At 27.9% G+C, this 25,698-nt stretch carries 21 protein-coding genes and 1 CRISPR repeat array; of the genes, 20 read left to right on the top strand and 1 reads right to left on the bottom strand.

The window, feature by feature from the left end; genetic code table 11:
- Positions 1-38: 38 nt before the first annotated feature.
- From QOR43_RS01915 to cas3, 20 genes are all read left to right on the top strand, one after another.
- The gene (locus QOR43_RS01915) at positions 39-3,083 is read left to right on the top strand and encodes an efflux RND transporter permease subunit (protein ID WP_265133905.1); all 3,045 of its coding nucleotides are present in this window, start codon (positions 39-41) and stop codon (positions 3,081-3,083) included.
- Positions 3,084-3,088: 5 nt separating this feature from the next.
- Positions 3,089-4,231 carry an iron-containing alcohol dehydrogenase gene (locus QOR43_RS01910; RefSeq protein WP_265133904.1) on the top strand — a complete coding sequence of 381 codons (1,143 nt, stop codon included), beginning with the start codon at positions 3,089-3,091 and terminating at the stop codon, positions 4,229-4,231.
- Positions 4,232-4,234: 3 nt separating this feature from the next.
- Positions 4,235-4,804, top strand: a complete 570-nt coding sequence (locus tag QOR43_RS01905) for a TetR/AcrR family transcriptional regulator (RefSeq protein WP_265133903.1) — start codon at positions 4,235-4,237, stop codon at positions 4,802-4,804.
- A 13-nt stretch (positions 4,805-4,817) separates the two neighbouring features.
- On the top strand, positions 4,818-6,077 hold the full coding sequence (locus QOR43_RS01900) for a TolC family protein (protein ID WP_265133902.1): 1,260 nt from the start codon (positions 4,818-4,820) through the stop codon (positions 6,075-6,077).
- A 3-nt stretch (positions 6,078-6,080) separates the two neighbouring features.
- Positions 6,081-7,214 carry an HlyD family secretion protein gene (locus QOR43_RS01895; protein ID WP_265133901.1) on the top strand — a complete coding sequence of 378 codons (1,134 nt, stop codon included), beginning with the start codon at positions 6,081-6,083 and terminating at the stop codon, positions 7,212-7,214.
- A 1-nt stretch (position 7,215) separates the two neighbouring features.
- Entirely contained in the window at positions 7,216-8,763 is a 1,548-nt protein-coding gene (locus QOR43_RS01890; protein ID WP_265133900.1) for a DHA2 family efflux MFS transporter permease subunit, read from the top strand.
- 66 nt (positions 8,764-8,829) lie between these two features.
- Positions 8,830-10,271: direct repeats of the CRISPR family, unit length 30 nt; unit sequence GTTTCAACTCCTTATAGGCACGCTACAAAC.
- A 412-nt stretch (positions 10,272-10,683) separates the two neighbouring features.
- Positions 10,684-10,893 (top strand): hypothetical protein, encoded by a 210-nt coding sequence (locus QOR43_RS01885; RefSeq protein ID WP_265133899.1) that lies wholly within the window; start codon positions 10,684-10,686, stop codon positions 10,891-10,893.
- Positions 10,871-11,347 carry a PIN domain-containing protein gene (locus QOR43_RS01880; protein ID WP_265133898.1) on the top strand — a complete coding sequence of 159 codons (477 nt, stop codon included), beginning with the start codon at positions 10,871-10,873 and terminating at the stop codon, positions 11,345-11,347. The genes QOR43_RS01885 and QOR43_RS01880 overlap by 23 nt, the downstream gene beginning before the upstream one ends.
- 123 nt (positions 11,348-11,470) lie before the next feature.
- The gene (gene cas6 / locus QOR43_RS01875) at positions 11,471-12,214 is read left to right on the top strand and encodes a CRISPR-associated endoribonuclease Cas6 (protein WP_265133897.1); all 744 of its coding nucleotides are present in this window, start codon (positions 11,471-11,473) and stop codon (positions 12,212-12,214) included.
- A 39-nt stretch (positions 12,215-12,253) separates the two neighbouring features.
- On the top strand, positions 12,254-14,947 hold the full coding sequence (cas10, locus tag QOR43_RS01870; protein WP_265133896.1) for a type III-A CRISPR-associated protein Cas10/Csm1: 2,694 nt from the start codon (positions 12,254-12,256) through the stop codon (positions 14,945-14,947).
- A gap of 1 nt (position 14,948) precedes the next feature.
- The gene (csm2, locus tag QOR43_RS01865; protein ID WP_265133895.1) at positions 14,949-15,437 is read left to right on the top strand and encodes a type III-A CRISPR-associated protein Csm2; all 489 of its coding nucleotides are present in this window, start codon (positions 14,949-14,951) and stop codon (positions 15,435-15,437) included.
- 3 nt (positions 15,438-15,440) lie between these two features.
- Positions 15,441-16,217, top strand: a complete 777-nt coding sequence (csm3, locus tag QOR43_RS01860; protein WP_265133894.1) for a type III-A CRISPR-associated RAMP protein Csm3 — start codon at positions 15,441-15,443, stop codon at positions 16,215-16,217.
- Between the two features lie 2 nt (positions 16,218-16,219).
- The gene (gene csm4 / locus QOR43_RS01855) at positions 16,220-17,155 is read left to right on the top strand and encodes a type III-A CRISPR-associated RAMP protein Csm4 (protein ID WP_265133893.1); all 936 of its coding nucleotides are present in this window, start codon (positions 16,220-16,222) and stop codon (positions 17,153-17,155) included.
- Positions 17,156-17,157: 2 nt separating this feature from the next.
- On the top strand, positions 17,158-18,114 hold the full coding sequence (gene csm5 / locus QOR43_RS01850; protein ID WP_265133892.1) for a type III-A CRISPR-associated RAMP protein Csm5: 957 nt from the start codon (positions 17,158-17,160) through the stop codon (positions 18,112-18,114).
- The gene (locus QOR43_RS01845; RefSeq protein WP_265133891.1) at positions 18,099-19,229 is read left to right on the top strand and encodes a putative CRISPR-associated protein; all 1,131 of its coding nucleotides are present in this window, start codon (positions 18,099-18,101) and stop codon (positions 19,227-19,229) included. Before csm5 ends, QOR43_RS01845 begins: the two co-directional genes overlap by 16 nt.
- 12 nt (positions 19,230-19,241) lie before the next feature.
- Entirely contained in the window at positions 19,242-20,921 is a 1,680-nt protein-coding gene (locus QOR43_RS01840) for a TIGR02556 family CRISPR-associated protein (RefSeq protein ID WP_265133890.1), read from the top strand.
- Between the two features lie 85 nt (positions 20,922-21,006).
- The gene (gene cas7b, locus QOR43_RS01835; protein ID WP_265133889.1) at positions 21,007-21,909 is read left to right on the top strand and encodes a type I-B CRISPR-associated protein Cas7/Csh2; all 903 of its coding nucleotides are present in this window, start codon (positions 21,007-21,009) and stop codon (positions 21,907-21,909) included.
- 39 nt (positions 21,910-21,948) lie between these two features.
- Positions 21,949-22,242 (top strand): nucleotidyltransferase family protein, encoded by a 294-nt coding sequence (locus tag QOR43_RS01830; protein WP_265133888.1) that lies wholly within the window; start codon positions 21,949-21,951, stop codon positions 22,240-22,242.
- Positions 22,235-22,933: a type I-B CRISPR-associated protein Cas5b gene (gene cas5b / locus QOR43_RS01825; RefSeq protein ID WP_265133887.1), complete on the top strand. Its 699-nt coding sequence runs from the start codon at positions 22,235-22,237 to the stop codon at positions 22,931-22,933. The genes QOR43_RS01830 and cas5b overlap by 8 nt, the downstream gene beginning before the upstream one ends.
- A gap of 3 nt (positions 22,934-22,936) precedes the next feature.
- Positions 22,937-25,273, top strand: a complete 2,337-nt coding sequence (cas3, locus tag QOR43_RS01820; RefSeq protein ID WP_265133886.1) for a CRISPR-associated helicase Cas3' — start codon at positions 22,937-22,939, stop codon at positions 25,271-25,273.
- On the opposite strand, the gene cas2 is transcribed toward cas3, so the two are convergent.
- A complete protein-coding gene (gene cas2 / locus QOR43_RS01815; RefSeq protein ID WP_265133885.1) occupies positions 25,270-25,536 on the bottom strand; it encodes a CRISPR-associated endonuclease Cas2 in 267 nt (88 codons plus the stop codon). The genes cas3 and cas2 overlap by 4 nt on opposite strands.
- Positions 25,537-25,698: the final 162 nt, after the last annotated feature.

The following is a 25,698-nucleotide window of genomic DNA, read 5'->3' as shown; positions in this document are numbered from 1 at the left end:
TTATAGACTAAATTTATAAAAAATGTCAAGGAGCCAATATGTATAGCTTTTTTATCAGAAGACCGATAACAACATGGATGTTTATTTTGGCTTTTATAGTAACCGGTATTTATGCCCTAAAAAATATTCCGATAGATAGAAATCCGGATGTTGATTTTCCAATTGTTTCTATCTCTACAACTTATCAGGGTGCTTCTCCTTATGTTGTAGATACTAATATAACAAGAAAAATAGAAGATGAGCTTGCTACAATAAGTGGAATTGAAAGTATAGTTTCTCAAAGTTATACCGGTCAATCAAGAATTACTGTTATATTTGACCTTGATAAAGATATAGATATAGGAGCTCAGGAAGTTAGAGATGCAGTAAATAGGATTATAAAAAAACTTCCTGAAGGCACTGACCCTCCTGTTGTTAGAAAAGTAGATACATCACTTGCTCCAATTATGGCTATTTTATTACACGGAAATGTAGATTATTCAGAGCTTTCTTATTATGCAGATAAAATTGTAAAAAGAGAGATAGAAAGGGTTCAGGGAGTTGGAGAGGTTGATTTAGGTGGTTTTAGGGACAGGGTAATGTGGGTAAGGCTAAACCCTGAAAAACTTGCAGGGCACAATCTTGCTCCCCTTGATGTTGTCAATGCAATACAATCAAACCATCTTGAAACCCCTGCCGGTAGAATAGATTCAAAAAATAGAGAATATATATTAAGAATTTATTCAAAGGCTAAATCGGCAGATGAGATTAACAATATAATAATAAAAAACAATGTAAGAATAAAAGATATAGGAAATGCTGAATTTAGTTTTGATGAAGAAAGAAGTGCAGTCCGATTTAAAGCATTTGATGCAAAAGAAGCTGAACCGGCAGTAGCTATTATTGTATATAAACAATCAAAAAGTAATACGGTGGAAGTATCAAATAAAGTAAAACAAAAAATGGAAGAGCTAAATAAACAACTTCCACCGGGAATGAGACTTGATATTAATTATGATTCTTCAACATTTATAGAAAGAAGCGTCCATGATGCCCTTGAAGAGATAGTGATAGGTGGTTTGCTTACTGCTTTAACTGTTTTCTTATTCCTTGGAAGTTTTAGAATGACATTTATACCGGCTATGGCTATTCCTGTTTCTATCCTTGGAGCAATCACATTTTTATATCTATTTGGTTATTCTCTAAATACAATCACATTACTTGCTATGGCAGTAGCCGTTGGTCTTGTTATAGATGATGCTATAGTTGTTATGGAAAGCATTTATAGAAGAAATGAAGAAGGACTAAAAGGAATAGAAGCAGCAGAAAAAGGAACAAAAACGGTTATATTTGCATTACTTGCTTCTACTGCTTCTTTAATCGTTATATTTGTTCCGGTTTTATTTATAAAAAGTGTAATAGGTAAATTCTTTATCGGTTTTGCATTTACATTAATCGTTGCTATTGCAATATCTTATATAGTATCCCTTAGCTTTACACCTATGGCATCTGCAAGAATAATAAAAGTAGGAGAAAAAAATATATTCCAAAAACTTTATGATAAATTTGAAAATGGTTTTGATAAAGCTTTAAAATGGTCTTTAAATCACAAATTGATAGTTTTAGCAGTTGCATTTATTACGGTAATTGCAGGTTTTAAATTAGCAGGTAAAACAGGAAAAGAGTTTTTCCCTATTGTTGATGAAGGAAGATTTTTAATAAGATTTGAAACACCTACCGGCTCATCTTTTGAATTTACAAATAAAAAAGCAAAAGAGATGGAAAAAATAATTTCTTCAAATCCTTATATTTTAAGATATGGAGTAGCCCTCGGTGAAGGAATAGCCGGAAGACCGGAAGTTAATGGCGGAATATTTTTTATCACATTAAAAGATAGAAAAACAAGACCACACCAAAAAGTAATAATGGATATGCTAAGAAAAGATTTGAGAAAAGTTCCTGATGTAAGGGCAATAATAGATATTCCGTCGGCAGTAGGTCCAAGAGCCGGCCGTTCGGCAGATATTATGTATATAATAAAAGGCTCTGATATAAATGAACTTGCAAAAGTATCTTCCCATATAGAATCAGAGCTTCGCTCTAATCCTTCTTTTGTGGATGTAGATACAGATATTAGAATAAATAAGCCGGAAATAAGAATAACCATAGATAAAGATAAAGCATTAATGCTTGGAGTTTCTACAAAAGATATAGCCGATACTATAAATATAATTTTTGGAAAATATCAGGTCGGAACATTTGAAGAAGGCTCAGAAAGTTATGATTTTTATGTAAAAGCAAATACAGATTTTCTAAAAGAGTATAACAATTTAGACAGGATATATGTAAGGGCAGCAAACTCAAATCTTGTGCCGTTATCCAATCTTATAAAATTTGAACCGGCTCCCGGATTTAATGTTATAAACAGATATAACAGACAATACTCTGTCACCATTTATGCAAATATGGCATCCGGAAAACCAGTATCGGAAGGAATAATTCAGGTTGAAAATATTATCAAAAAATACCTACCGGCAGGTTATACTTATGAAATCGGCGGGCAAACAAAAGAGTTTAAAAGAACTTTTGCATACTTAGGAGCTGCTTTGATAGTGGCAATTGTTGCAGTATATATGATTTTAGCAGCATTATTTGAAAGCTTAATCCATCCTTTCACAGTTTTATTGATGCTTCCTTTTGCAATAGTAGGAACATTTGCACTTATACTTATAACCGGAACAACTTTAAATGTAACTTCTTATTTTGGAATAATATTATTAATCGGTCTTGTTACAAGGGATTCTGTTTTATTCATTGAAAGAATAATCCAGCTTAAAAAAGATGGTAAACAAACCTTAGATGCAATACTTCAAGCAAGAAAAGAAAGATTAAGACCAATTCTTATGACAACATTAACAATTATAGCATCTCTTATACCGGTAGCCCTTGGAATAACAGAAGGCTCAGAGATGAGACAACCTCTTGCAATAGCAGTAATAGGAGGTTTATTATCGGCATTACCTCTTAGCTTATTTGTTATACCTATTGTGTATATGTTATTTGATAAAGTTGAACTATTTTTAAAATCAGCCCTTAGGAGGTAAGAAAGATGGAAAATTTTGAGTTTCATAACCCTACCAAAATAATATTTGGTAAAAAGACAGAAGAAAAGATAGGAGAGATTTTAAAAAATGATGGAATAAAAAAGGTTTTATTTGTGTATGGAAAAGAATCCATCAAAAAAACCGGATTATTTGATAAAGTTATAAATTTATTAAATCAAAACGGCATAGAATACATCCTTCACGGCGGTGTAAAATCAAATCCGGTTTTATCCCACACAAGAGAAGGTATCCAGAAAGCAAAAGAAAATAATGTTGATGCAGTATTGGCAGTAGGTGGTGGCTCTGTTATTGATGAAGCAAAAGCAATAGCAGTAGGAGCAAAAACGGATAAAGATATATGGATATATTTTGAAAGAGGAGAAGAAATAAAATCAGCCCTGCCGGTATATGATATATTAACCCTTGCGGCTACCGGAACAGAGATGAATGGTTATGCCGTTATCACAAATGAAGAAACAAAAGAAAAATTATCAATCTCTTCTATTTATATATATCCAAAAGTTTCAATCTTAAATCCAGAGCTTACATATACCGTGCCAAAAGAGTATGTTGCATACTCAGCAGTAGATATAACAGCCCATAGTGTGGAATGGTATTTTACTTGCAAAGTATGTCCTAATATTCAAAATAGATTGGTAGAAAGCATTGTAAAAACCATAAAAGAAACCACAGATATAATACTCAAAGAACCTACCAATTATAATGCAAGAGCAGAATTTATGTGGGCTTCTACCCTTGCATTAAATGGAATAACAAGAACCGGTGTCGGTGGTGGATATTTTCCAAACCATATGATAGCCCATTCCATAGGAGCTTTATATGATTTACCACACGGAGCCTGTTTATCAATAGTAATACCTGCATGGACAAAATGGTATCTTGAAAATAATAAACCACAATTTAAGCGATTTGCAAAGGAAATATTTAATTTAGATGATTACACAAAATTGCCACAGGCTATAAAAGAATGGTTTAGCAGCATAGGAGCACCGGTTTCTTTATCAGAAGTAGGTATAAAAGATATAGATGCAATAGCAGACAATGTTATGATTACGGCTAAATTATGGAATCTTGATAAAATATATACAAAAGAAGTAATAAAAGAAATACTGAATTTAGCGAGGTAGATATTGAATACAAAGGAAAAATTATTGATTTCTGCAAAAAAGATATTTTCAGAAAAAGGATACCACGATACAAAAGTATCTGATATTGTAGAAGATGCCGGCGTTGCTCAGGGGACATTTTATATATATTTCAAAAGTAAAGAAGATATATTCAAAGAGTTAATATTTAGCATAAATGAAAAAATATTTAAAGAAATAGAAAATTGTTGCAACGCAGAAGAAGATGCTGAAAATATACTGAAAAATATTGTAAATAAAATAGCAAATTGTATATATGAAAACAAAGAGATAGCCTCTATATTTTTATTTCAGATGATATGCCTGAATGAAGATTTTAAAAAGATATACATACAAAAAATGTTAAAATTAAAGGATTATATTTTACAGATTGTAAAAAAAGGTATTAATCAGAAAAAATTTAGATATAATAATGAAGAAGTTATTGCTAATATAATTATAGGCAGTATAAGGCAAAACTTTTTAGAGCTTATTTTAACGGATAATAAAACCAAAGAAGAGTTTGGAAATTTATTGGAAGAATCTTTAAATATTGTTTTAAAAGGAATAAAATAGCAAGAGGTGAAAAATGAAAAAGATTTTTATATCATTAATGATTTTTGCAAATTTTAGCTTTGGAGAGAACCTAAACCAGTTAATAGAAAAAGCTATAAATAATAATCCACAGCTAAAAGCCTATAATCAGCAAGTAGAATCATCAAAATTTAATCTTGAAGCAGAAAAACAGCTATATTATCCTTCATTTTTTACAAATATATCAGAAATCTTTTATTCTAAGACACCTAGAATGGAGATTGCACCATTTCTTTCTTTCAAACAATCTAATAAAAATTTTACAACCTTTAATATAGGGTTAAAATATGATATATATACAGCCGGTTTAAGAAGCTCATCTATAAATATATCCAAGTATCAGCTAACATCAGATAGATATTTATATAACGATACATTAAAATCTTTAAAAGCAGAGGTAAAAAAAGCATATTTTGATTTAATGATAGCAAAGGCATTGGTAGATATATATCAAAAAGAGCTTGAAAATGTGGATGCCCATCTTAAAGAGACAGAAGGATTTTTGGAGCAGGGATTAGTAACAAAAGTAGAGCTATTGCAGGCAAAAGTAAGAAAAGCAGAGGTTGAAAGAGATTTAAGAGATGCAAAAGGAAGATATAAAGTTGCATTATCTAATCTTGAAAGATTGGTAGGAGAAAGTTTAAAAAATGAAAATTTTGAGCCGGTAAATATTCCTATAAAAGATATTGAAGATATAGAAGAACTAAAAAAAGAAACCATACAAAATTCTGATAAATTAAAAGCATTAAAATTTACCCTACGACAGCTTCAAGAAAAAGAAAAAATAGAACAATCTCAGTTTTTACCAAAGATATATACTCAGGCAGGTTATCAATACACAAATCAGGTAGATTATCTAAATCCAAAAGGAAATTTTATACTTAGTATATCTGCCGGTGTAGAATTTCAGGGAATTAAACCATATTATAAAATATTACAGGCAAAATCAGACACAAAAAAGATTGAGTATCAAATACAGGATTTAGAAAATAATCTAAAACTTTTGATAGAAAAAGCTTATGAAGAGCTAAAAACAGCAAAAGATAATCTAAAAGTGGCAGAAGAAAATCTATCTTATGCAAAGGAATATTATGAGCTTGTAAAAGAGCAATACAGAAATCAGATAGCAACCGGAACAGATTTAATAAATGCAGAATCAGCATTAACAAGAGCTTTATCAAGTAGAGAAATATCTTATTATCAATATCTTAAAACATTGGCAGATATAGAATATCTAACAGGAAAAGAGAGGTAAGAGATGGATAACAAAAAGAAGATAGGTCTAATAATTGTAGGAATACTTATATTATTGTTTGCCGTTGTAGCAATAAAATGGATAAAACATAGAATGGAGTATGCTATAACAGATGCAGTATTTGTTGAAAGCGATTATATATCAAACATAGGATTTCAAAGGGTATCCGGTAAAGTGATACAACTTTTTGCAAAAGAAGGAGATTTTGTAAAAGAAGGGCAAGAACTTGCAAAAATAGATGATACAGATTATAAAATCTCCCTACAGCAGATAGAAAAACAGATAGAAAGCCTTGAATACCAAAAAGAAGAACTGGAGATTAAAAAAGATAGAATATCAAAAGAATTAGATATAAATCAGATAAATAGCAGTTTAACAAAAGAAGAGATAAACAAAAGAAAAGAGGCACTATCAGAGCAGATAAAACAGGTAGAAGCCCAAATTAACCAGACAAAGAAAGATTATGAAAGATATGAAAATTTATTAAATAAAGGCTTAATACCAAAACAAAAATTTGAACAGATACAAACCCAGCTTTCGGTTTTACAAAAACAAAAATCAGCCCTTGAAAAGAATTTAGAAGAACTAAATGTCTCCATAAAAAAAGCAGAAGAAGGAATAAATCTTGCAAAAGTGCAAAAAATCCAGATTTCAGAACTTGATAAATCCATTCTTTCATTACAAAAACAGATAGAAGCTTTAAACAAACAAAAAGAAGATTTAGAAAATCAGATAAATTATACTACTTTAAGAGCACCATTTGATGGGGTTATAGCAAAAAAATTTGTTTCTATTGGAGATATTGTAAAATCCGGTATACCGATTTATTCAGTTATCAAAAAAGATAGCTTTTATATAAATGTTTTACTTGAAGAAACAAAACTAAAAGGTATAAAAAAAGGAAGCATAGCTTATATAAAACTTGATGCTTATCCGGATAAAGAATTTGAAGGAGTAGTAGAAGAGATAGGATATGCTTCTGCTGCAACATATGCCCTCGTGCCGAGAGATATATCTGCCGGTGAATTTACAAAAGTAGCCCAGAGAATACCCGTAAAAATAAGAATAACAAAAGGCGATTTTTCTTTATTAAGGGTTGGTCTTGGTGGAGAAGTTGAGATAAAGAAGGATAAATAAGATGGAAAAACCTATTTATGAAAGAATATCAACAGGAGAAAGGGTTTTAATAACATTTATTGTTATGACAGGTGCCTTTATGGCTATTTTGGATACTACCATTGTTGATATAGTAGTGCCAAAGATGATGTCTCCACTTGGCACAGATTTATATGGTATCCAATGGGTGATAACTGCATATATGATAGCAGCAGCCACCGGTTTAATATTATCAGAATGGCTTGATAAAGTAATAGGACTGAGAATAGTATATATAGCCGGAATTATAATTTTCACCACTGCATCTTTTTTATGCGGACAAGCTCAAAGCATAGAATGGATGATTTTTTCCAGAATATTACAGGGAACCGGAGAAGCTCTCATAATGGCAACTGCCCAGACTATTCTTTTTTCGGTATATCCGGTAGAAAAAAAAGGTATGGCTATGGGGATATTTGGGCTTGGTGTTAGCTTTGCACCGGCACTTGGTCCAACTCTCGGTGGATATTTAACGGAATATCTTGATTGGAGATGGGTATTTTTTATAAATTTACCTGTTGGAGTTATTACCACTTTGCTTGCAATATTTTATCTTCCGGAAACATCGTTGCATAGAACAAAAGAAAAATTAAATTTTGTTTCATATTTCTTTTTATCATCTTTTACTATATCTTTATTGATACTTCTTTCAAAAGGACAACAGCTTGGCTGGTTTATGTCCGATACTATTGTTTATCTTGCTATCATATCTATTTTTTCTTTTTTATTTTATATAGTTTCAGAGATTATTTCAAAAAAACCACTTATAGATTTTTCTATTTTTATGGTTAAAGAATATACGGTTGGATTTATTATATATTTTTTACTTCTTGGATTTTCTATGTATCAGGTTTTTTATTTGCTTCCTTTATATTTTGAGAATTTAAAAGGATTATCAACTTTTGATGCAGGATTGCATATTTTGGCCTTTGCTGTATTTATAGCTATGTTTTCTCCGGTTGCTGGTATTTTGTCTGATAAATGGAATGAAAAATATGTAATTTATATAAGTGCTACTATATATATTATTGCTTCTTTGTTTATACTGCCAAAGCTTGATTATTATACTCCTTCTGTGCAAGCAGCTATTATGACTATTCCTCTTGGTATCTCTATGGGTATGTTTTTTGCTCCAACTACAACCTTAGCACTTAGATATTTAGGTGAAAAAACTTCTCTCGGAACCGGTTTAATGCATTATGCAAGATTTGTAGGTGGTTCTTTCGGAACGGCTATAGCTACAAATGATTTATACCGGCATCAGTATGAGCATTTTGAAGGTATAAATGCTATGCAAAATTATGGTTATGTTTCTGAGTTTTTACAGGGTTTAATATCTAAGATGGATGGATTTGTGCCGGAAAATATAATAGAGCAAAAAGCAAAAGCTGTAATCTATGCAGTGCAAAACTTACAGGCTTTAAATTTTTCATTTCAAGATACTTTTTTTATCGCTGGTTTATTCGGTCTCTTAGGCTCTCTCCCAATCGTTTATATGCTTATTACAGATTTGTTTAAAAAACAAACATAAATCTAAGCTTTAAATCTTTATAACTATTAATCGCTAAGCCATATTTACTATCTACTTTTATTTATTATTTCAACTCTTTATAGGCACGCTACAAACTCCAGAGTTGTGGAATATAGCATGCGACCATTGTATAAAGTTTCAACTCCTTATAGGCACCCTACAAACCTTTATGGTAATTCTATGTTTAATTTAGAAAGAATAGCGTTTCAACTCCTCATAGGCACGCTACAAACTTTAGGATTATTTATAGAAATTAAGAACACCAATTTATTATTTCAACTCCTCATAGGCACGCTACAAACCCAATTGAGACTAAATCTCAAAAACAGATTGAGACGTTTCAACTCCTCATAGGCACGCTACAAACTCTGCTAAGAATTTAGCGAAATATTGACAATAAAATTGTTTCAACTCCTTATAGGCACGCTACAAACGATTTATTACAAGACAATTAGATAATGGAGATATTAGTTTCAACTCCTTATAGGCACGCTACAAACTGGTATAAATTGGAAGAAATACTAAATAGATTAAAAGTTTCAACTCCTTATAGGCACGCTACAAACTTCTGATTTTTTCTTCTGATGATTCCTCTGTTCCGGATGTTTCAACTCCTCATAGGCACGCTACAAACAAAGGGTGTTATCATTCAAGGGTTACTTGAAGTGTTGTTTCAACTCCTCATAGGCACGCTACAAACTTGATAGATTGTTCTGGGATGTATGGGGATTTTTGTAGTTTCAACTCCTCATAGGCACGCTACAAACTTGTTTAGGATAGAGCCTATTCTATCCGGATATCTTCGTTTCAACTCCTCATAGGCACGCTACAAACGATAATTCTTTATTATGCTTTCCTGATATTTTAGCGAGTTTCAACTCCTCATAGGCACGCTACAAACTCATTATACCCTGCTGTATCTCTATTGATGGTGGATTGTTTCAACTCCTTATAGGCACGCTACAAACTTAATGTTAAAAGATGAAATAGAAAAACTTGACAACGGTTTCAACTCCTTATAGGCACGCTACAAACTTTTGTCTGTTTATCTGTCATTACAAAACCCCCAAAAAGTTTCAACTCCTTATAGGCACGCTACAAACAATTTAAACAAATGTTTAACCGAAATCGATATTATTAGTTTCAACTCCTTATAGGCACGCTACAAACTGATTTCAATAGGGAGAATTCACAAATTCAGTTCTTGTTTCAACTCCTTATAGGCACGCTACAAACAATATCAAAATAGAAGAAATTACAGCAAGAGCTATCAGTTTCAACTCCTTATAGGCACGCTACAAACTAATAATTTCCTATTAGTAGAAGATGAAAATTTAATCAGTTTCAACTCCTTATAGGCACGCTACAAACTATCGGTAATCAAAATAGCACAAAACAGTGAAGAGATGTTTCAACTCCTTATAGGCACGCTACAAACAAGCAAAGAAAATAGTAGAAACTCTATTAAAGGAAGTTATGTTTCAACTCCTTATAGGCACGCTACAAACCCGAAATTTTATATCTTATTCAGTTGCCAAGTAATGCTTACAATTACTTATCTATATTATATCATAATACAAAAAATTATTTCTGTCAAATTGAATTTATTTTCAGTCGACCTCCAATCTTGCAAAAAACCCTGGACATCGGCTAATCGTTGATACTGTAAGCCAAACTCTCAATTTTTGCCATTTTTTACTGTGAGATTTTGTCTCAATTAGTCCTAAAAAATCTACATCGACAGACTCAAATTTTTTTCATAAAAAAGTTGTTATGAAAAAAGATATGGATAAATTAGAAGTTTAAGGGGTAAAAAGATAAGGGGGTTGTTATAGATTATCACGAAAAACTTGCTATAATATTAACTGAATAGCGATTTTTAAAACTCTAAATAAAGATTTCATTTTATGGAGTGTTGTTATGGGTAAAGTAATCATTGAAACAAAAGATGAAAAAGAATTAAAAATAAAAACATCATTGACATCACAAGAAATAGAAAAGATTTTAAAAGAATTTGAAGAAAGAAAAAAAGGCGAGGAAGCTCTTGATAAACTTAAAGGAATATTAAAAACAGATAAATCGGCTGAAGAACTTATTGGAGAAATTTATGAAGAAATTTATGGTAGATAGTAATGTAATTATTGAATATATGAAAGGTAATCCTGAAGCAGTAAATATTGTTAATTTTGTTAAAAGCAATCCTAACAATGAATATTATCTAACCTTAGATGCAATAGAAGAGATATTGTATGTTCTTGTAAAACATTTTTCTAAAAAATCTTACTGGGATTTAAAGCACAATCCTAACATAGCAAAAGATACATACAAAATTGTTATTCCTTTAATTGAAAGTATTCTAAAAACCTTTTTTAAAGTTATTTCGCCAAGTAAAAACACACATGAAATTTTGTTTAATATTTGCGAAAGATACGGATTATTACCTAAAGATGCTTTAATTCTTGCTATCTGTATAGAAAAAGATATAAATAATTTAATCACTTTGGATAAAGATTTTGCTAACTTAGATTTAGAAGAAAATATTAATATCATACTTACATATAAAGAATTGAAAAATAAGGACTAATTAATTTATATCAATATCCTTTTTTACCATATTAGAACTCAAATTTTTTCATAAAAATCCGTTTGCAAATTTCCAAAAAATTTTTTATAATTTTCAAAGTTATAAAAAAGAGGGGAAAAACTTTTGAGATTAAAAATATCTTTTTCAGCAGATAAAGAATATATATATCTTCCTATCCATCATAATGAATATATTCAGGGGATGCTTTATGGAAATCTACCGGAACCACTTGCCAAATACCTACACGATATAGGATTTTTTTATAATAACAGAGCTTTTAAATTATTTACATTTTCAAAAATCTATTCAGAGCAATATTTTCCACTTTTAAAAGATAAAAAGATAAAATACAAATCACCAATCAGCATATATATATCCTCAGCCATAGAAGAGATACCACACAGATGGGGAGAAAATTTTATAAGAAAAGATAGGATTTTCCTTGGAAAGAATAACCTTTATCTACAAGAGATAGAAATTCAAAAACAGCCAGAATTCAAAGAAGAGTTTTATATAAAAACCTTATCACCGATAACAGTTTATAGAACCATAGAAAATGATAAAAAATATTACAAATATTACTCTCCATCGGAAAAAGATTTTGCAGAGCTAATAAAAATTAATCTAACTAAAAAATATAATCTTATAACTGGTGAAAATATAGAAGAATTTCCAATAGATATAAAGCCGGCAAAAGATATAAAAAAAGTATTATTCAAATATAAAGATTTTCCGATAGAGGCTTATGAAGGAATATTTAAAATAAAAACAAATCCGGATATGTTTAAAGTTGTTTATGATGCCGGACTTGGAGCAAAAAACTCCCAAGGTTTTGGGATGATAGAGGTAATGTCAGAAATTGATTAAATTTTATGTTTTTAATATAAAAAACTGCAAGAGGTAAAGATGAATAATATAGAAAAATTAGCCTTAGCAGGTCTGCTTCACGATATTGGAAAGTTTTATTTAAGGACAAAACCGGAAGAAAATATCTCAAATTACAATAAAGAAGATTTTAAATATGACCATGCATTATATTCATATATAGCAATAAAAAAATTTTTCAGAGAATATTTAGAAAAAAATCTAAATCTTAATCCGGAAGAGATAGCAAATATAGCATCTAAGCATCATAATCCTTCAAATGAGCTTGAAAAAATAATGCAGATAGCAGATTGGTTTTCCTCTGCCGAAAGAGAGCGAATAAGAGAAGATGAAATAAACTTTTTACATACAGTTTTTGAAAGGGTATCATTTACAGGAGAATCAGATACAGGAGGAAAAGATTTTGGATATTATAGATTGGAGCCTTTGGCATTAGACGAAAGAATTTTTCCAAAAACCTATGAAGGTATTTATGAAGGTAATTTTATAAGATTTATAGGCAAAAATAAAGCAGAAATAGAAGAAGAACTTGGAAATTATAAGGATTTATGGAATGAATTTATAAATGAACTAAAAAAATTATCAAGATTTAAAGGGAAACAAGCATTTATATTTATATATTATCTGCTTCAAAAATATCTTTGGTGTGTGCCGGCATCTACTTATGATATTGAGAAAAAAAGCAGACATTATCCGGATATATCTTTATTTGACCATTCAAGAATATTATCAGCAATTGCCTGTGCTATATACGATTATGCAAAACAAACCGGATTAGATATATCAAAACTGGATTTTAACGCATTGGAAAAACAAGACTTTTTACTCTTGATAGAAGCAGATATAAACGGAATTCAAAAATTTATATATAACTTAGGAAAAACTCAAGGTATAAAAAATTTTTCAATATCCAAAGCATTAAGAGGTCGTTCATTCTTAGTTTCTATGATACCGGAGATTATATCAAGACATATATTAAATGAGCTTGGATATACAATCACAAATGCAATATATACAAGTGGTGGAAAATTCCAATTATTAGTTGCAAATACAGAGAATAATAATAAAAAATTAGAAGAAATAAAAGAAAAACTTCAAGAATATTTTTATAAAGAATTTTTTGCAGAACTTGGAATAACAATAGCTTATAAAGAATTTTCCGGAGAGTATCTTACCGGAAAAGACCATAAAAATTATGCAGATGTTATAGATGAACTTCAAATTTTACTTGATAAAAAGAAAAAACAAAGATTTGATAAACAAATCGGAAAAGATGAAAATGAAAGCAAAAAAGAATTTATATGTCCTTCTTGTAAAAAACTACCGGTTGAAAAAGAGGATGCTATCTGTTATCTTTGTGAAAAGTCAAATGAAATAGGAAATAAATTACCAAAAATTAAGTATATAGTATTCGGTAAAAATATAACTAATCAAAATAATATTACTTCCATTACTCTTGGAAATTTTGGAACGGTCTATCTTGTAGAAGAGGAAAATATTGATAAATTTAAAGATGCAGAAGAAATACTTTTATTAAATGATACAACTTTTGAAAAAAATAATGGTTTTAAATTCTTAGGAAATACAGTGCCTTTTATAGATGAAGATAATGAAGAATTTTTCAAAATCATAGCTGAAAATAAAGATAATGAAACTTTCAAAAAAGGGGATGAAACTCTCAAAGCAAATGTTGTTCCTTTTTCTTGGTTAGCTGAGTTATCAGAAGGTGATAAAAAACTTGGTATATTCAGAGCCGATGTAGATAATCTCGGATTAATTTTTAGCGATGGACTTAGAAAAAAAGGCAAAAATGACTCCGAAAGATACACAATATCAAGGGTTGCTACATTAAGTAGAATGCTTGATTTATTTTTTAGTGGATATATCAATAAATTAGTTCAGGATTTTACAAAAGAGAGTTTACCAATTAAAAAGAAAGTAGGAAATAAAGAGATAGAACTGAAAAATATAAACTCTTTAATATATATTGTTTATTCCGGTGGTGATGATTTATTTTTAATAGCACCTTATAACATAATTTTAGATTTTGCATTAAGATTAAGGGAAGAATTTTATAAATATACCGGAAAAAATTTAGATTTTGGATTATCCGGTGGAATATACATATCTTCCCCTACAACACCTATCCACATGACTGCTAAATTTTCGGAAAATCTTGAAAATATCGCTAAAAAAACAATGTTTAAACAAAATGGTAATATTATTTTAAAAGATAACATAGCTATATTAGATAAACCATTTAGATGGAGAGATTATCAAGGAAGAAAAACCTTAGAAATCCTTATCCAGAATGAATATAGCAATGATAACTCTATTTTATACAATATAGGAATATCAAATCCGGAAGAAAATAAAGAAGTTGTATTTTACGAGTATATCATTAAATTAGCCAATAAAATTATAGAATATTACGAAAAAGATAAAATAAGCAGAAGCTTTTTATTTAAATTATTGAGATTTCATCAAAGTTATATAGGAAAAGAGGAAAAGATAAAAGCTATGATATATCCTAAAATCTACTATCAAATTGCAAGAAATATAAAAGATAATGATGTCAGAGAATTTTTTGAAAATACGTTAATAAAAGAAGGTTTTAAAGAAAATGGCAAAATTTTAATAACCACAAAAAATGTTTTAAAAAATTTAGATGTTATAATCCCTTTAGTATTAATGAAAACCAGAGGAGGTAATTAGGATGACTGTTGAAGAAGTTTATAACGAAATTAAAGAAATAAAAAGAACTAAAGGATGGAATAATGTAGATTTTTTATACGCATTTAATATTGTGCTTGAAAGAAATTTAAAAGGAAAAAATATATCTGAACTTGATATTGAGAAATTTATAGAACCGAACGGATTTGCAGAAAAAATAGCCAAAGAAACAACAATAAAAAGAAGCCAGTTAAGAAAATTTTTCAATGAAGTAAAAGAATTAAAACAAAAGATAGTAGAAATTAAACCGGATGAAAATTTAAAACCGGATATCCGTATTAGAGTAACTGCCCTTATACCAAAACTTGCTTATGCTTCCGGTAGAAAAACTATAGATAAGAATTTTTATGAATTTATGAAATTATTACTTCTAAAATTAAAAGATGGCAAAAGAAAAGATTTTGAAGCTTTTGACCACATTTTTGAAGCAATTATTGCTTATCATACATATCATCATCCAAAGGAGGAATAAAAGATGTCAAACAATCAAGCTACTTTTAACAAGCCATTAAAAGCTATTTTAAAATTAAGCTATGAAATTGAAGTATTAACCGGATTGCATATAGGCGGTTCTAAGGAGAGTATAGAAATAGGTGGAATAGATAATATAGTTATAAAAACACCTTATTATGAAGGAAAAAGAAATGTTCCATATATTCCCGGTTCATCTTTAAAAGGTAAAATAAGAGCTTTACTTGAATGGGTAGAAAAACCTCAAAATAATCCAAATCTTCCAATTGCAATATCTAACAATGGAGAACCTTGTAACTGTGGAAAATGTAATATATGCAAACTTTTTGGAACTCATAAAGCCGGCAAAAATCAAACAGAACCTGTAAGAGTTAGATTTGATGATTTTTATCCTACAATGGAAACCATACAGATGTGGGAAGATGTGCTTGAAGGTTTATATACAGAAATCAAAACAGAAAATACTATAAATAGAATAACCGGCACAGCAGCACATCCAAGACATCAAGAAAGAGTTATTCCCGGTTCAATATTTAAAGGAAATATAATAATAAGACTCTTTGAAGGAGATAGCTATCAAAATACACTAGAAATATTACAAAAAGGTATAAAACTACTTGAAAATGATTATCTTGGTGGAAGTGGTTCAAGAGGATATGGAAGAGTAGAAATAGGCGAACCCAAAAAAGCAAAAATAATAGATATAAATGGGGTTGAAAAAGAAATAGAAATTGAGAAATTAAAAGATGAGATAGATAAAATAACTAAAATCGGGCAGTAGTTATGATAAAGGCTTATAGAATAAAATTTTTATCACCATATACCACTATAAAAAGCTATACAATTTTCGGTGCTTTTTGTTGGGCTTATAGACTTTTATATGGAAAAGATAGATTAGAAAATTTCTTAAAAGAATTTTCAGAAAATCCAAAATTTTTAATATCCTCTCCGTTTCCGGTTATAGAAGATATATATCTATTCCCTAAACCATTTTTTGAACTTAAGCTATCATCAGATATAAAAATATTAGAAAAATTAAAAAGAAAACCATATAAAAATGCAGTATATATTACCCAAAAAGTTTTAGAGAAGATTATAAAAGGAGAAGTTAAAAACCAAAATGATTTAATGAAGCTAAATGTTAAATCCGGAGTAATTTATGATAATGATGAAAATCTTAGTAGTTTAAATTTCGGTAAAAATCAGATATTTGTCCATAATCAGATAAATAGGATTAATAATGAATCTAAAAATCTTTATTTTGAGGAAGGGATTGTCCCTTTTGAAAATCAAGAAAAATATTTTTTAGTTAAATTTATTGATGAATCATTTATAAATGAGTTTGAAAAAATATTAAAAATAGTTCAGGAGCTTGGTTTAGGTGGAAATAAAAATATTGGTTGGGGAAAGGTAGAGATTTTAGAAGATGATAAAAATTTTTCATTCTTAGGAAGAAAAGAAACGGATAAATTTATAACCCTTTCTCCTATAATTGCAAAAAATATAAATTTAAAAAATAGCTATTATAACTTTTACACATTTGTCTCATATACAGATGGAAGTTTTGAGAAACCAAAATTAAAAGGTAAGATTGATTATATAGAAGAAGGTTCAATAATAAAAAAACAAGATACCAACCAGTTTGCCGGAGTTTTAAAACATATTAGTAATGATATATACCAATACGGCTTAGAATTTCCTGTATATATGGAGTGGTAAAAATGGGATATATTGAAGAAAAAATAAATCTTACTATAAAATCACCGGTTCATATAGGTTCAGGCGAAAAAATAACAAAACTTGAATATATACCGGAAGGCAGAAATATAGTTATATATAGTCTAAATAAATTTTTATCAAAACTTGATGAAAAACAGCTGGAAAATATAATTGCACAAATAGAAAGTAATAATGAAATAGATGAAAATTTAATAAGAAAATACCTAAATGATATAAAAAGATATAGCTTAAATGTAAATGATACAAACATAAATGAAATCCATGAGTTTATAAAAACAGCAGATAAACCTTATATTCCGGGGTCAGAAATAAAAGGAGCAATAAGAACTGCTATTTTATATAGCATAGTTAAAAATAATTTACAGGAATTTAAAGATAAATTGAAATTTGTTAATGAAGATAAAAATAATAAAATTGCAAGAGAAATAGAAGAAAAAGCATTCGGAAAAATATCAAATGATATAATGAAATTTTTTATGGTAGAAGATACAAAGCCGATAGAAACACAAAATCTCGTAGCCAAAAAAATAGAAATTATAAATACAAGGAAAAAATTTTCAGAATATGCAGAATGTCTTAAAAAAGATACAAAGTTAGAAACAAAAATAAAAATATTCCAAAATAGAAGAGAATTTCAAAATTTCAAATACAATAAATACATAATCAATTGGAAACAAAGCTGTTATGAATATGCAAAAGATTTAATAGATGTAGAAAAAGAATATTGGAAAGATAAAAATCAAGAGATTTTAAAATTTTATCAAAATCTTGAAAATGAAAATACAGAAGAAAATCCATTAATAAGAATAGGAAGATTTACCGGAAAACTAAGTCATACAATCGTTTTGCTTTCTAAAAAAACCGGATATAACATTTCTTTCCCAAAAACAAGAAGATTAACTAAAGAAAATGAGGTATTAGGATGGATAAAATCGTAGGAAATTTTATTCTTACAAGCTGTGGTTTAAGCATTCTTACAAATATGGCAAAAGAATTGAACTTTGATGAAAATATATATAAATACTCTAATTATACAGAAAAAGAATTTCCTAAGGAAAAAAAAGAAAAGTTTGATAAATTTATAAAAGATGTAAAAGAAAAGTTATTAAAGTTTAATTTATCAGAGCTAAAAGAAACAAGTGCAGAATTAAATGCTTTGATAAATTTTTACCAAAATGATATTAAAAACTTTCCTGAAATGGATTATCATTATTTTCTTCATACAGATACATACTTAGGTAAGAAAGTTGCAGAAATTTTAATAGAGTTATTTAAAAATAAGGGAATTACAAATGTAGAATCAATTACAGCTAAAGATTTAAAAACATCTTCTTTTGAAGAGTTTCAAATTTCTTTGTCAGATTTAGCAAAAAATTTAGTCAATGAAATAATAAAGCCTTTCAAATCAGGTGGATATAAAATAATTTTTAACCTTACCGGTGGATTTAAAAGTATAAATAGTTTTCTACAAACTGTAGCTTCTTTATATGCAGATGAAAGTATATATATATTTGAAACAAGTGAGAATTTATTAAGAATACCAAGATTACCAATAAAGATAGAGGAAGGTATTTTCAAGGAAAACCTAAATTTATTTAGAATGTTAGAATTAGGAATATATCAAGATGTTATAAAAGAAGAGATAGATAAATTACCTGAAATTGTTTATTTAAAAATTGATAATGGTTTTGCTATGTCTCCTTGGGGAGAACTTATATGGCAAAATATAAAAGATGAAGTTTACAAAGAAAGATTAGTTGAACCAATTTCAAAAAGAATAGAAATGTCAACTCAATTAAAGAAACAATTTGAATCTTTAAATCCTTCTGAACGCTTACAATTAAATAAAAAAATTGACGACCTTGAAATCTGTATAGAAAGAAATTTTCAAGATTGCAAAAAATCTTTGAGATTCCACGAACTAAAAGGTAATATTTCAGAAACTTACCAATATGAAATATACCCATTTGATGGTAATGATAACAGAAGGTTATATATAAAATCCAAAGATGGGAAATATATTTTGGATAAAATAGATGCTCATCTAAAATAAAGGAAAACCAAAATGCTAACAGCACTTAAATACATTGGACAGTTGCTTTTAGAAAATGAACAAAAAGAAGTTGTTGATATTCTCCTTGAAAATCCGGATAGTAATGGAACATATAAGACGGTATTTGTTTTAGAATTTGATAAAGATTTAAATTTTAAAGATGTGGTAGTTGAAGAGTTTAAAGGTGAGAATTGGAAAATATATCTATATAAAAGAGCTTCCGGCTCTAATGCTCCGGATTTTTCTCCTACTTCCAGAATAACTGAACCGAAAAAAACATTAGAAAATAAAATTTTAAGATGGTTTGAAAATCATAAAAATATTCCGGAAATAAACAAAATCTACAAAGAATTAGAAAATCATAAAGAAGAAATCTTGACAAAAATTAAACAAAACCAAACAAAAGACGGCAAAATTATCACCTTAAAAATAGATGGAAAATATCTATACGAAATAGAAGAACCAAATTTTAAAGAGATTTTGATAAATGATTTTATGGCAAAAATAAAAGAAGTATCTAAAAAAGATGCTGTTTGTAGTGTATGTGGAGAAAAAAAAGATGAAGTTTTTACCACTTCCTTAATTTATAAATTTTATACACTTGATAAAGAATGTTATATAACGTCTGGATTTAGCAAAAAAGATGCTTGGAAAAATTTTCCTATATGCGAAGAATGTTTTCTAAAAATAGATTATGCCAAAAAATATATAGAAGAAAAACTTAAATTTAAATTTTATGGAAAAGATTATTATATTATTCCTAAATTAATCTTAGATACTCCGGAAGCTTTGAAAGAAATAAATGAGATATTGTCTTATGAAGCTGGAAAAATAACCTTAGAAAATAAAAAATTAATAACAGATGATAAGGAAGAAATATTTGAAATATTGAAAGATTATAAAGATGTAGTTAGTTTTTATTTGCTCTTTTTAAAAAAAGATAACGCTGCTGAAAGAATACTTCTATCCATAGAGGATGTTCTTCCGTCAAGAATACATAAAATATTTGATGCAAAAGAAAAAGTTGATAAAATCTTCTCTCAAGAATATAATTTTGGAAAAATTGTTAGATTTTTAGATGAATTTGATAAAACATTTTATGAAGTTATAGATAAAATTTTTAAAGAAGGAAAAATTGATTTTAAAACATTGATACAGATTTTTAATAAAAAAATACGGGAAAATTTTCTTAATGGTAATAATTTTAGTTATACTGTTTTTGATGCTTTAATGAATATTAAATTTTTTGAAGAAATTGGTTTATTACAATATGAGGGAGAAATTATGGAAAACTCAAAATTTGAAAAAATTTATCAAAAAGTAGGAAAATCTTTAAACACACCGGCTAAAAGGGGAATATTTTTACTTGGAGCATTAACTCAAATGCTTTTAAATATCCAAGCTCAAGAAAGGCAAAGCACACCTTTTGTAAAAAATCTAAAAGGCTTAAAAATGAATGAAGAAGATATAAAAGGCTTACTTGCAAAAGTTATAAACAAGCTAATGGAATATGATAAATATGACAAAGGTAAAAAAGAAATAGCTGAGGAAATAAGTAAAAATTTATTATCAGAGGATAAATTTAAATTAAATATAGATGAAATCAACTTTTATTTTGTATCCGGAATGGCATTATATAAAGATGTTGCAAATGTGGTTTATGAAAATGAGAAAGAAAGTCAGACTGTCTGATAAAGGAAATTACAAAAGATATATTTAGCCAAAAAGGAGTTTTAATTTGAACTTTATAAGAAAAATTATTTAAGAGGTGATTAAGATGGGAGAAATTATTAAAAACAGAAGAGAGTATTTGTTTTTGTATGATGTTAGCTTTGCAAATCCAAACGGTGACCCAAACGATGAAAACAAACCAAGAATAGATGAAGAAACCGGTAGAAATATTGTTACAGATGTTAGGCTCAAAAGAACTATTAGAGATTATTTAAAAGAGTTTGAAGGACTGGAAATATTCGTTAGAGAAATAGCAAACGAAGATGGAAAAATTCAAGATGCAAAAGCAAGAGCAAAAGATTTTGATAACAATCCTGAAAAAATATTAAATGAATGTATTGATGTTAGATTATTTGGTGGAACTATACCAATAACTACCGGAAAAAGTAAAGATAGCTCTATCACATATACAGGAGCAGTGCAATTTGGTATGGGACAATCTCTCCACAGAGTTAAACTTGAATTTATAAAAGGAACAGGAGCCTTTGCATCAAGCTCAGGGAAAGAGCAGAAAACCTTTAGAGAAGAATGGATACTTCCATACTCATTTATTGCTTTTCATGGAGTAGCAAATCAAAATGCAGCAAAATTAACAAAATTAACAAATGAAGATTTAGAACTTCTTAAAAAGGCTATCTGGGAAGGGACAAAAAATCTGATAACCCGTTCTAAAAACCAAATGCCAAGATTACTTATTGAAGTAATTTATAAAGAAGGCATCAATTCTCATATAGGAGAACTTCACAGATATATAAAAATAGAAAGCGAAAAAACAGATGAAGAACTACGAAGCACAGATGATTTTATCTTAAATATTGATAAACTTTTAGAGATATTGGAAGAAGAAGCAGAAAAAATACAAAAAGTATTTTATAAAAAAGATAGAAATTTAATATTAAGCAAAGATTTAAGCTCTGATAAAATTAAATTTGAAGAAATAATTTTTTAGAATTATTTTATAAAAAATTTTATTAAAAATGGAATAGAGATGAATTTACAAGAAATAAAGCAAACTTTGAAAGAGAGAATGCCGGAGCTAAAAGAAAAATATGGTGTGAAAAATTTATATATTTTTGGTTCTTATGTTAGAGGAGAGCAAACTCCAGAAAGTGATATTGATATTCTTGTAGAGTTTGAGAAAGGGAGAAAAAGTTTTGACAATTATATGGGATTAAAATTTTATTTAGAAGATTTATTTGGTTTGAAAGTTGACCTTGTTATAAAAGAAGCAGTAAGGAAAGAACTTCAAAAGTATATATATTCAGAGGCTATAAATGTCTAAAAAAACTTTAATATTTGACATTTGGGGAGAATTTGGACATTTTAAAAAATTTTATACTACATCTTCACCACTTACATTTTCTATCCCACCACCAACAGCAATCTATGGAATTTTAGGAGCAATATTAGGGCTATCTAAAAATGATTATCTGAAACATATAAATGGTAGAAACACTAAGGTAGCTATTCAAATTTTAAAACCAATTAAAAAAACAAGAATGACGCTAAACTTGATAGATACAAAAAATTCAGGAAGTTTTAACCTTATAAAATCGCGGACACAGATTAAAACAGAATTTTTAAAACAACCGGCTTATAGATTATTTATAAATATAGATAATGATGATTTATTTAACCAACTGATTGAGAAAGTGCAAAATAAAGAATGTTATTATACCGTTTCCTTAGGACTTGCTAATTTATTGGCAAATTTTTCCTTTATTAATGTAGCTAATGCAGAGCCTTTATCTATTTCAAATAAAGTTGATACAGCTATACTTTCAGAAAATATAGAAGAAATAGAAATCAAAGAAGGTAAAAAATATTTTAAAGAAAAATTACCAACAGATATGAATATAAATAGAGAACCCTTAGCTTATAAAGATGTAGTTATGGAACTTGTAGGTAATATTCTTGAAGGCAAGTTTAAAAATTGTTATAAAGTGGGAGATAGTATAATCTCTTTTCTGTGAAAAATGGATAAAATTAATTCAGGACTTCTTTCTCATCCAGATAGGCTTTTAGAAGAGCATATTAATAGTGTGATAAAGTTATCTCTAAAATTTTTTGAAAAAGATAATATCTATAATGAAATCTTAAAAGATATTCTAACTATTATTTCATTTTCCCACGATATTGGAAAATCAACCGATTATTTTCAAGAATACATAAAAGGAGATAAAACCCTTAGAAATAGACCTGAAACAAAACATGCTTTACTTGGCGGAGTAATAGGTTTATGTCTTACAGAAAGATATTTAAGTTCTAAAAATATAAATGACCTATTTTTACTTTCTCTTGGATTTATATTACCAAAAAGACATCATGGTAATTTAGGAGATTTTTTAAATGAAGTTATTTTAGAAGATACCGAAATAGAATTACTAAAAAATCAAATAAATGCAATAGATAAAGAAAAATTTAATGTATTTTTAAATAATTTAAACATTAAAAACAAAGATTTATTAAAATTTTCTTTTGAAGATATAGATTTTGATAAAATTAATAAAAAATTAAGAGAAATAAAAAGATTTATAAGAAATCTTAAAGAAAAAAAATCATTAGATTATTATCTTAATACATTACTTTTATTTTCTCTTCTTTTAGATGCTGATAAATCGGATGTAGGTATTAAAATTGATAAATCTATTTTGTTTAAAGATATAGATTTAGAAAGTAACATTGTAGATAGTTATGTAAGAGCATTATCTCAAAGAGATAATAAAATAAATAATTTGAGGAAAAAAGCTTTTGAAGAAATTACAAATCAAGATATTGATATAAACAATAAAATATTAACAATTACTTTACCTACCGGTATAGGTAAAACTTTAATCTCTTTTAAACTTGCTTTAAAAATAGCAGAAAAAGTAAAAAAAGAAAGAGGTATTGATTTAAAAATAATATACAGTTTACCATTTTTATCTGTAATAGAACAAAATCATAATGTTTTTGAAAAAGTTTTAAAACATTCTAAAATATCTGTTGATAATACATTATTATTAAAATACCATCATTTAACCGGTTTTAGCTATAGAGAAAAAGAAGATGAATTTGATTATGATAGTTCAAGAATTTTAATTGAAGGTTTTAATAGTAAGATTATTACAACTACATTTATGCAATTTTTTTATTCTATATTTACAAATAAAAATAAAATGATAAGAAAATTTCATAGATTTACAAACTCAATCATTATCCTTGATGAAATTCAATCAATACCTCATAAATACTGGCTTTTAATAAATGAATTTTTAACAAAAATGGCAGAAAAGTTCAATTTTTATGTTATATTATCAACAGCTACACAACCATTTATTTTTGAAAATTCAAAAGAACTTGCTATTAATTCAAATTATTACTTTGAAAATTTAAATAGATACAACATCTATATAAACAAAACACCACAAACCATAGAAGCATTTTGTAGCAATCTTGATATAAAACCAGATAAAAGTTATTTATTTATACTAAATACTGTAAATTCTGCAAAAGAGTTATACGAAAGGCTAAAAAACCAATTTAATCAAGAAGAAATTACCTTTCTTTCTACTTATATAATTCCAAAAGAAAGATTTAAAAGAATAAAAGAAATTCAAGAAGGTAAAAAAAGAATAGTAGTTTCAACACAACTTGTAGAAGCCGGCGTAGATATAGATTTTGATGTAGTTTATAGAGATTTTGCCCCTTTAGATAGCCTAATCCAATCTGCCGGAAGGTGTAATCGCAATAGCAATAAATCCAAAGGTAATTTTTATATCATAAATTTAGTAGATAACAATAATAAAGAATATAGTTTTTATGTTTATGATGCTGTTTTAATTTCTATCACAAAATCAATATTATATAAAGATTATTACGAAGAAAAAGATATATTAAATCTTGTTCATAACTTTTATAATGAAATTCAAAAAAGAAAATCAGATAAAATTTCTATAGATTTACTTAATATGCTTTATTCTTTAAAATTTGATGGAGAAAAAGAAAAAAACAAAATAACATCTATAAAAGATTTTGTTCTGATTGAAGAAGATTATTATAAAGAAGATATATTTGTTGAAGTTGATGAAGAAGCCCAAAAAATATGGAAAGAATTTTGTCAGATAATACAAATAAGGGATATTTTTGAAAAGAAAAAAGCTTTTGATGATTTAAAAGCTAAGTTTTATCAATATATTATATCTGTCCCTATAAAAGATAATACACCACATATAGAAAATGGATTTTATTATGTACCTTATTCCAATTTGGAATATTTTTATGATTTAGAAACCGGATTTAAAATCAAAGATAAATTTTATTTTGGGTTTTAGATAAATAAATCTTCATGTGAAGGTTTTGGAATTCCAATAGTTTCTCTATCATAATACTTTTTTGTTCTAAATTTATATATCAAGATACTATCTTCCTTAATATCCATTATCTCTTCCAATTCATCTATTAATATTCTTAGGTTTGCTTCAGAGATTTCACCTTCAAAAACACTGTTTTGAACCCATGTTAAATATTTTTTACATATTTTATGAAATTTTTGAACCCTTTTTTCATTTGCATCATAAACAAGTATTACAAACATTTTCTTACCAAGAATGTATAAATGGTTTGTAAATTTCTTCTCTTAAAAAATGTTTATAAAGTTTATAATACCAAAACCGAAAAGGAATGATAATTATATCACATTAAAAGCCTCCTTAATATAAGGATAAAAAGTTAAACTCTTAAGATGGTTTTCTGATAA

Source organism: Venenivibrio stagnispumantis (assembly GCF_900182795.1).
GTDB classification, from domain to species: Bacteria; Aquificota; Aquificia; order Aquificales; family Hydrogenothermaceae; genus Venenivibrio; species Venenivibrio stagnispumantis.
The sequence above is the reverse complement of the archived record's forward strand: the minus strand, read 5'-3'. Positions and strand labels throughout refer to the sequence as shown.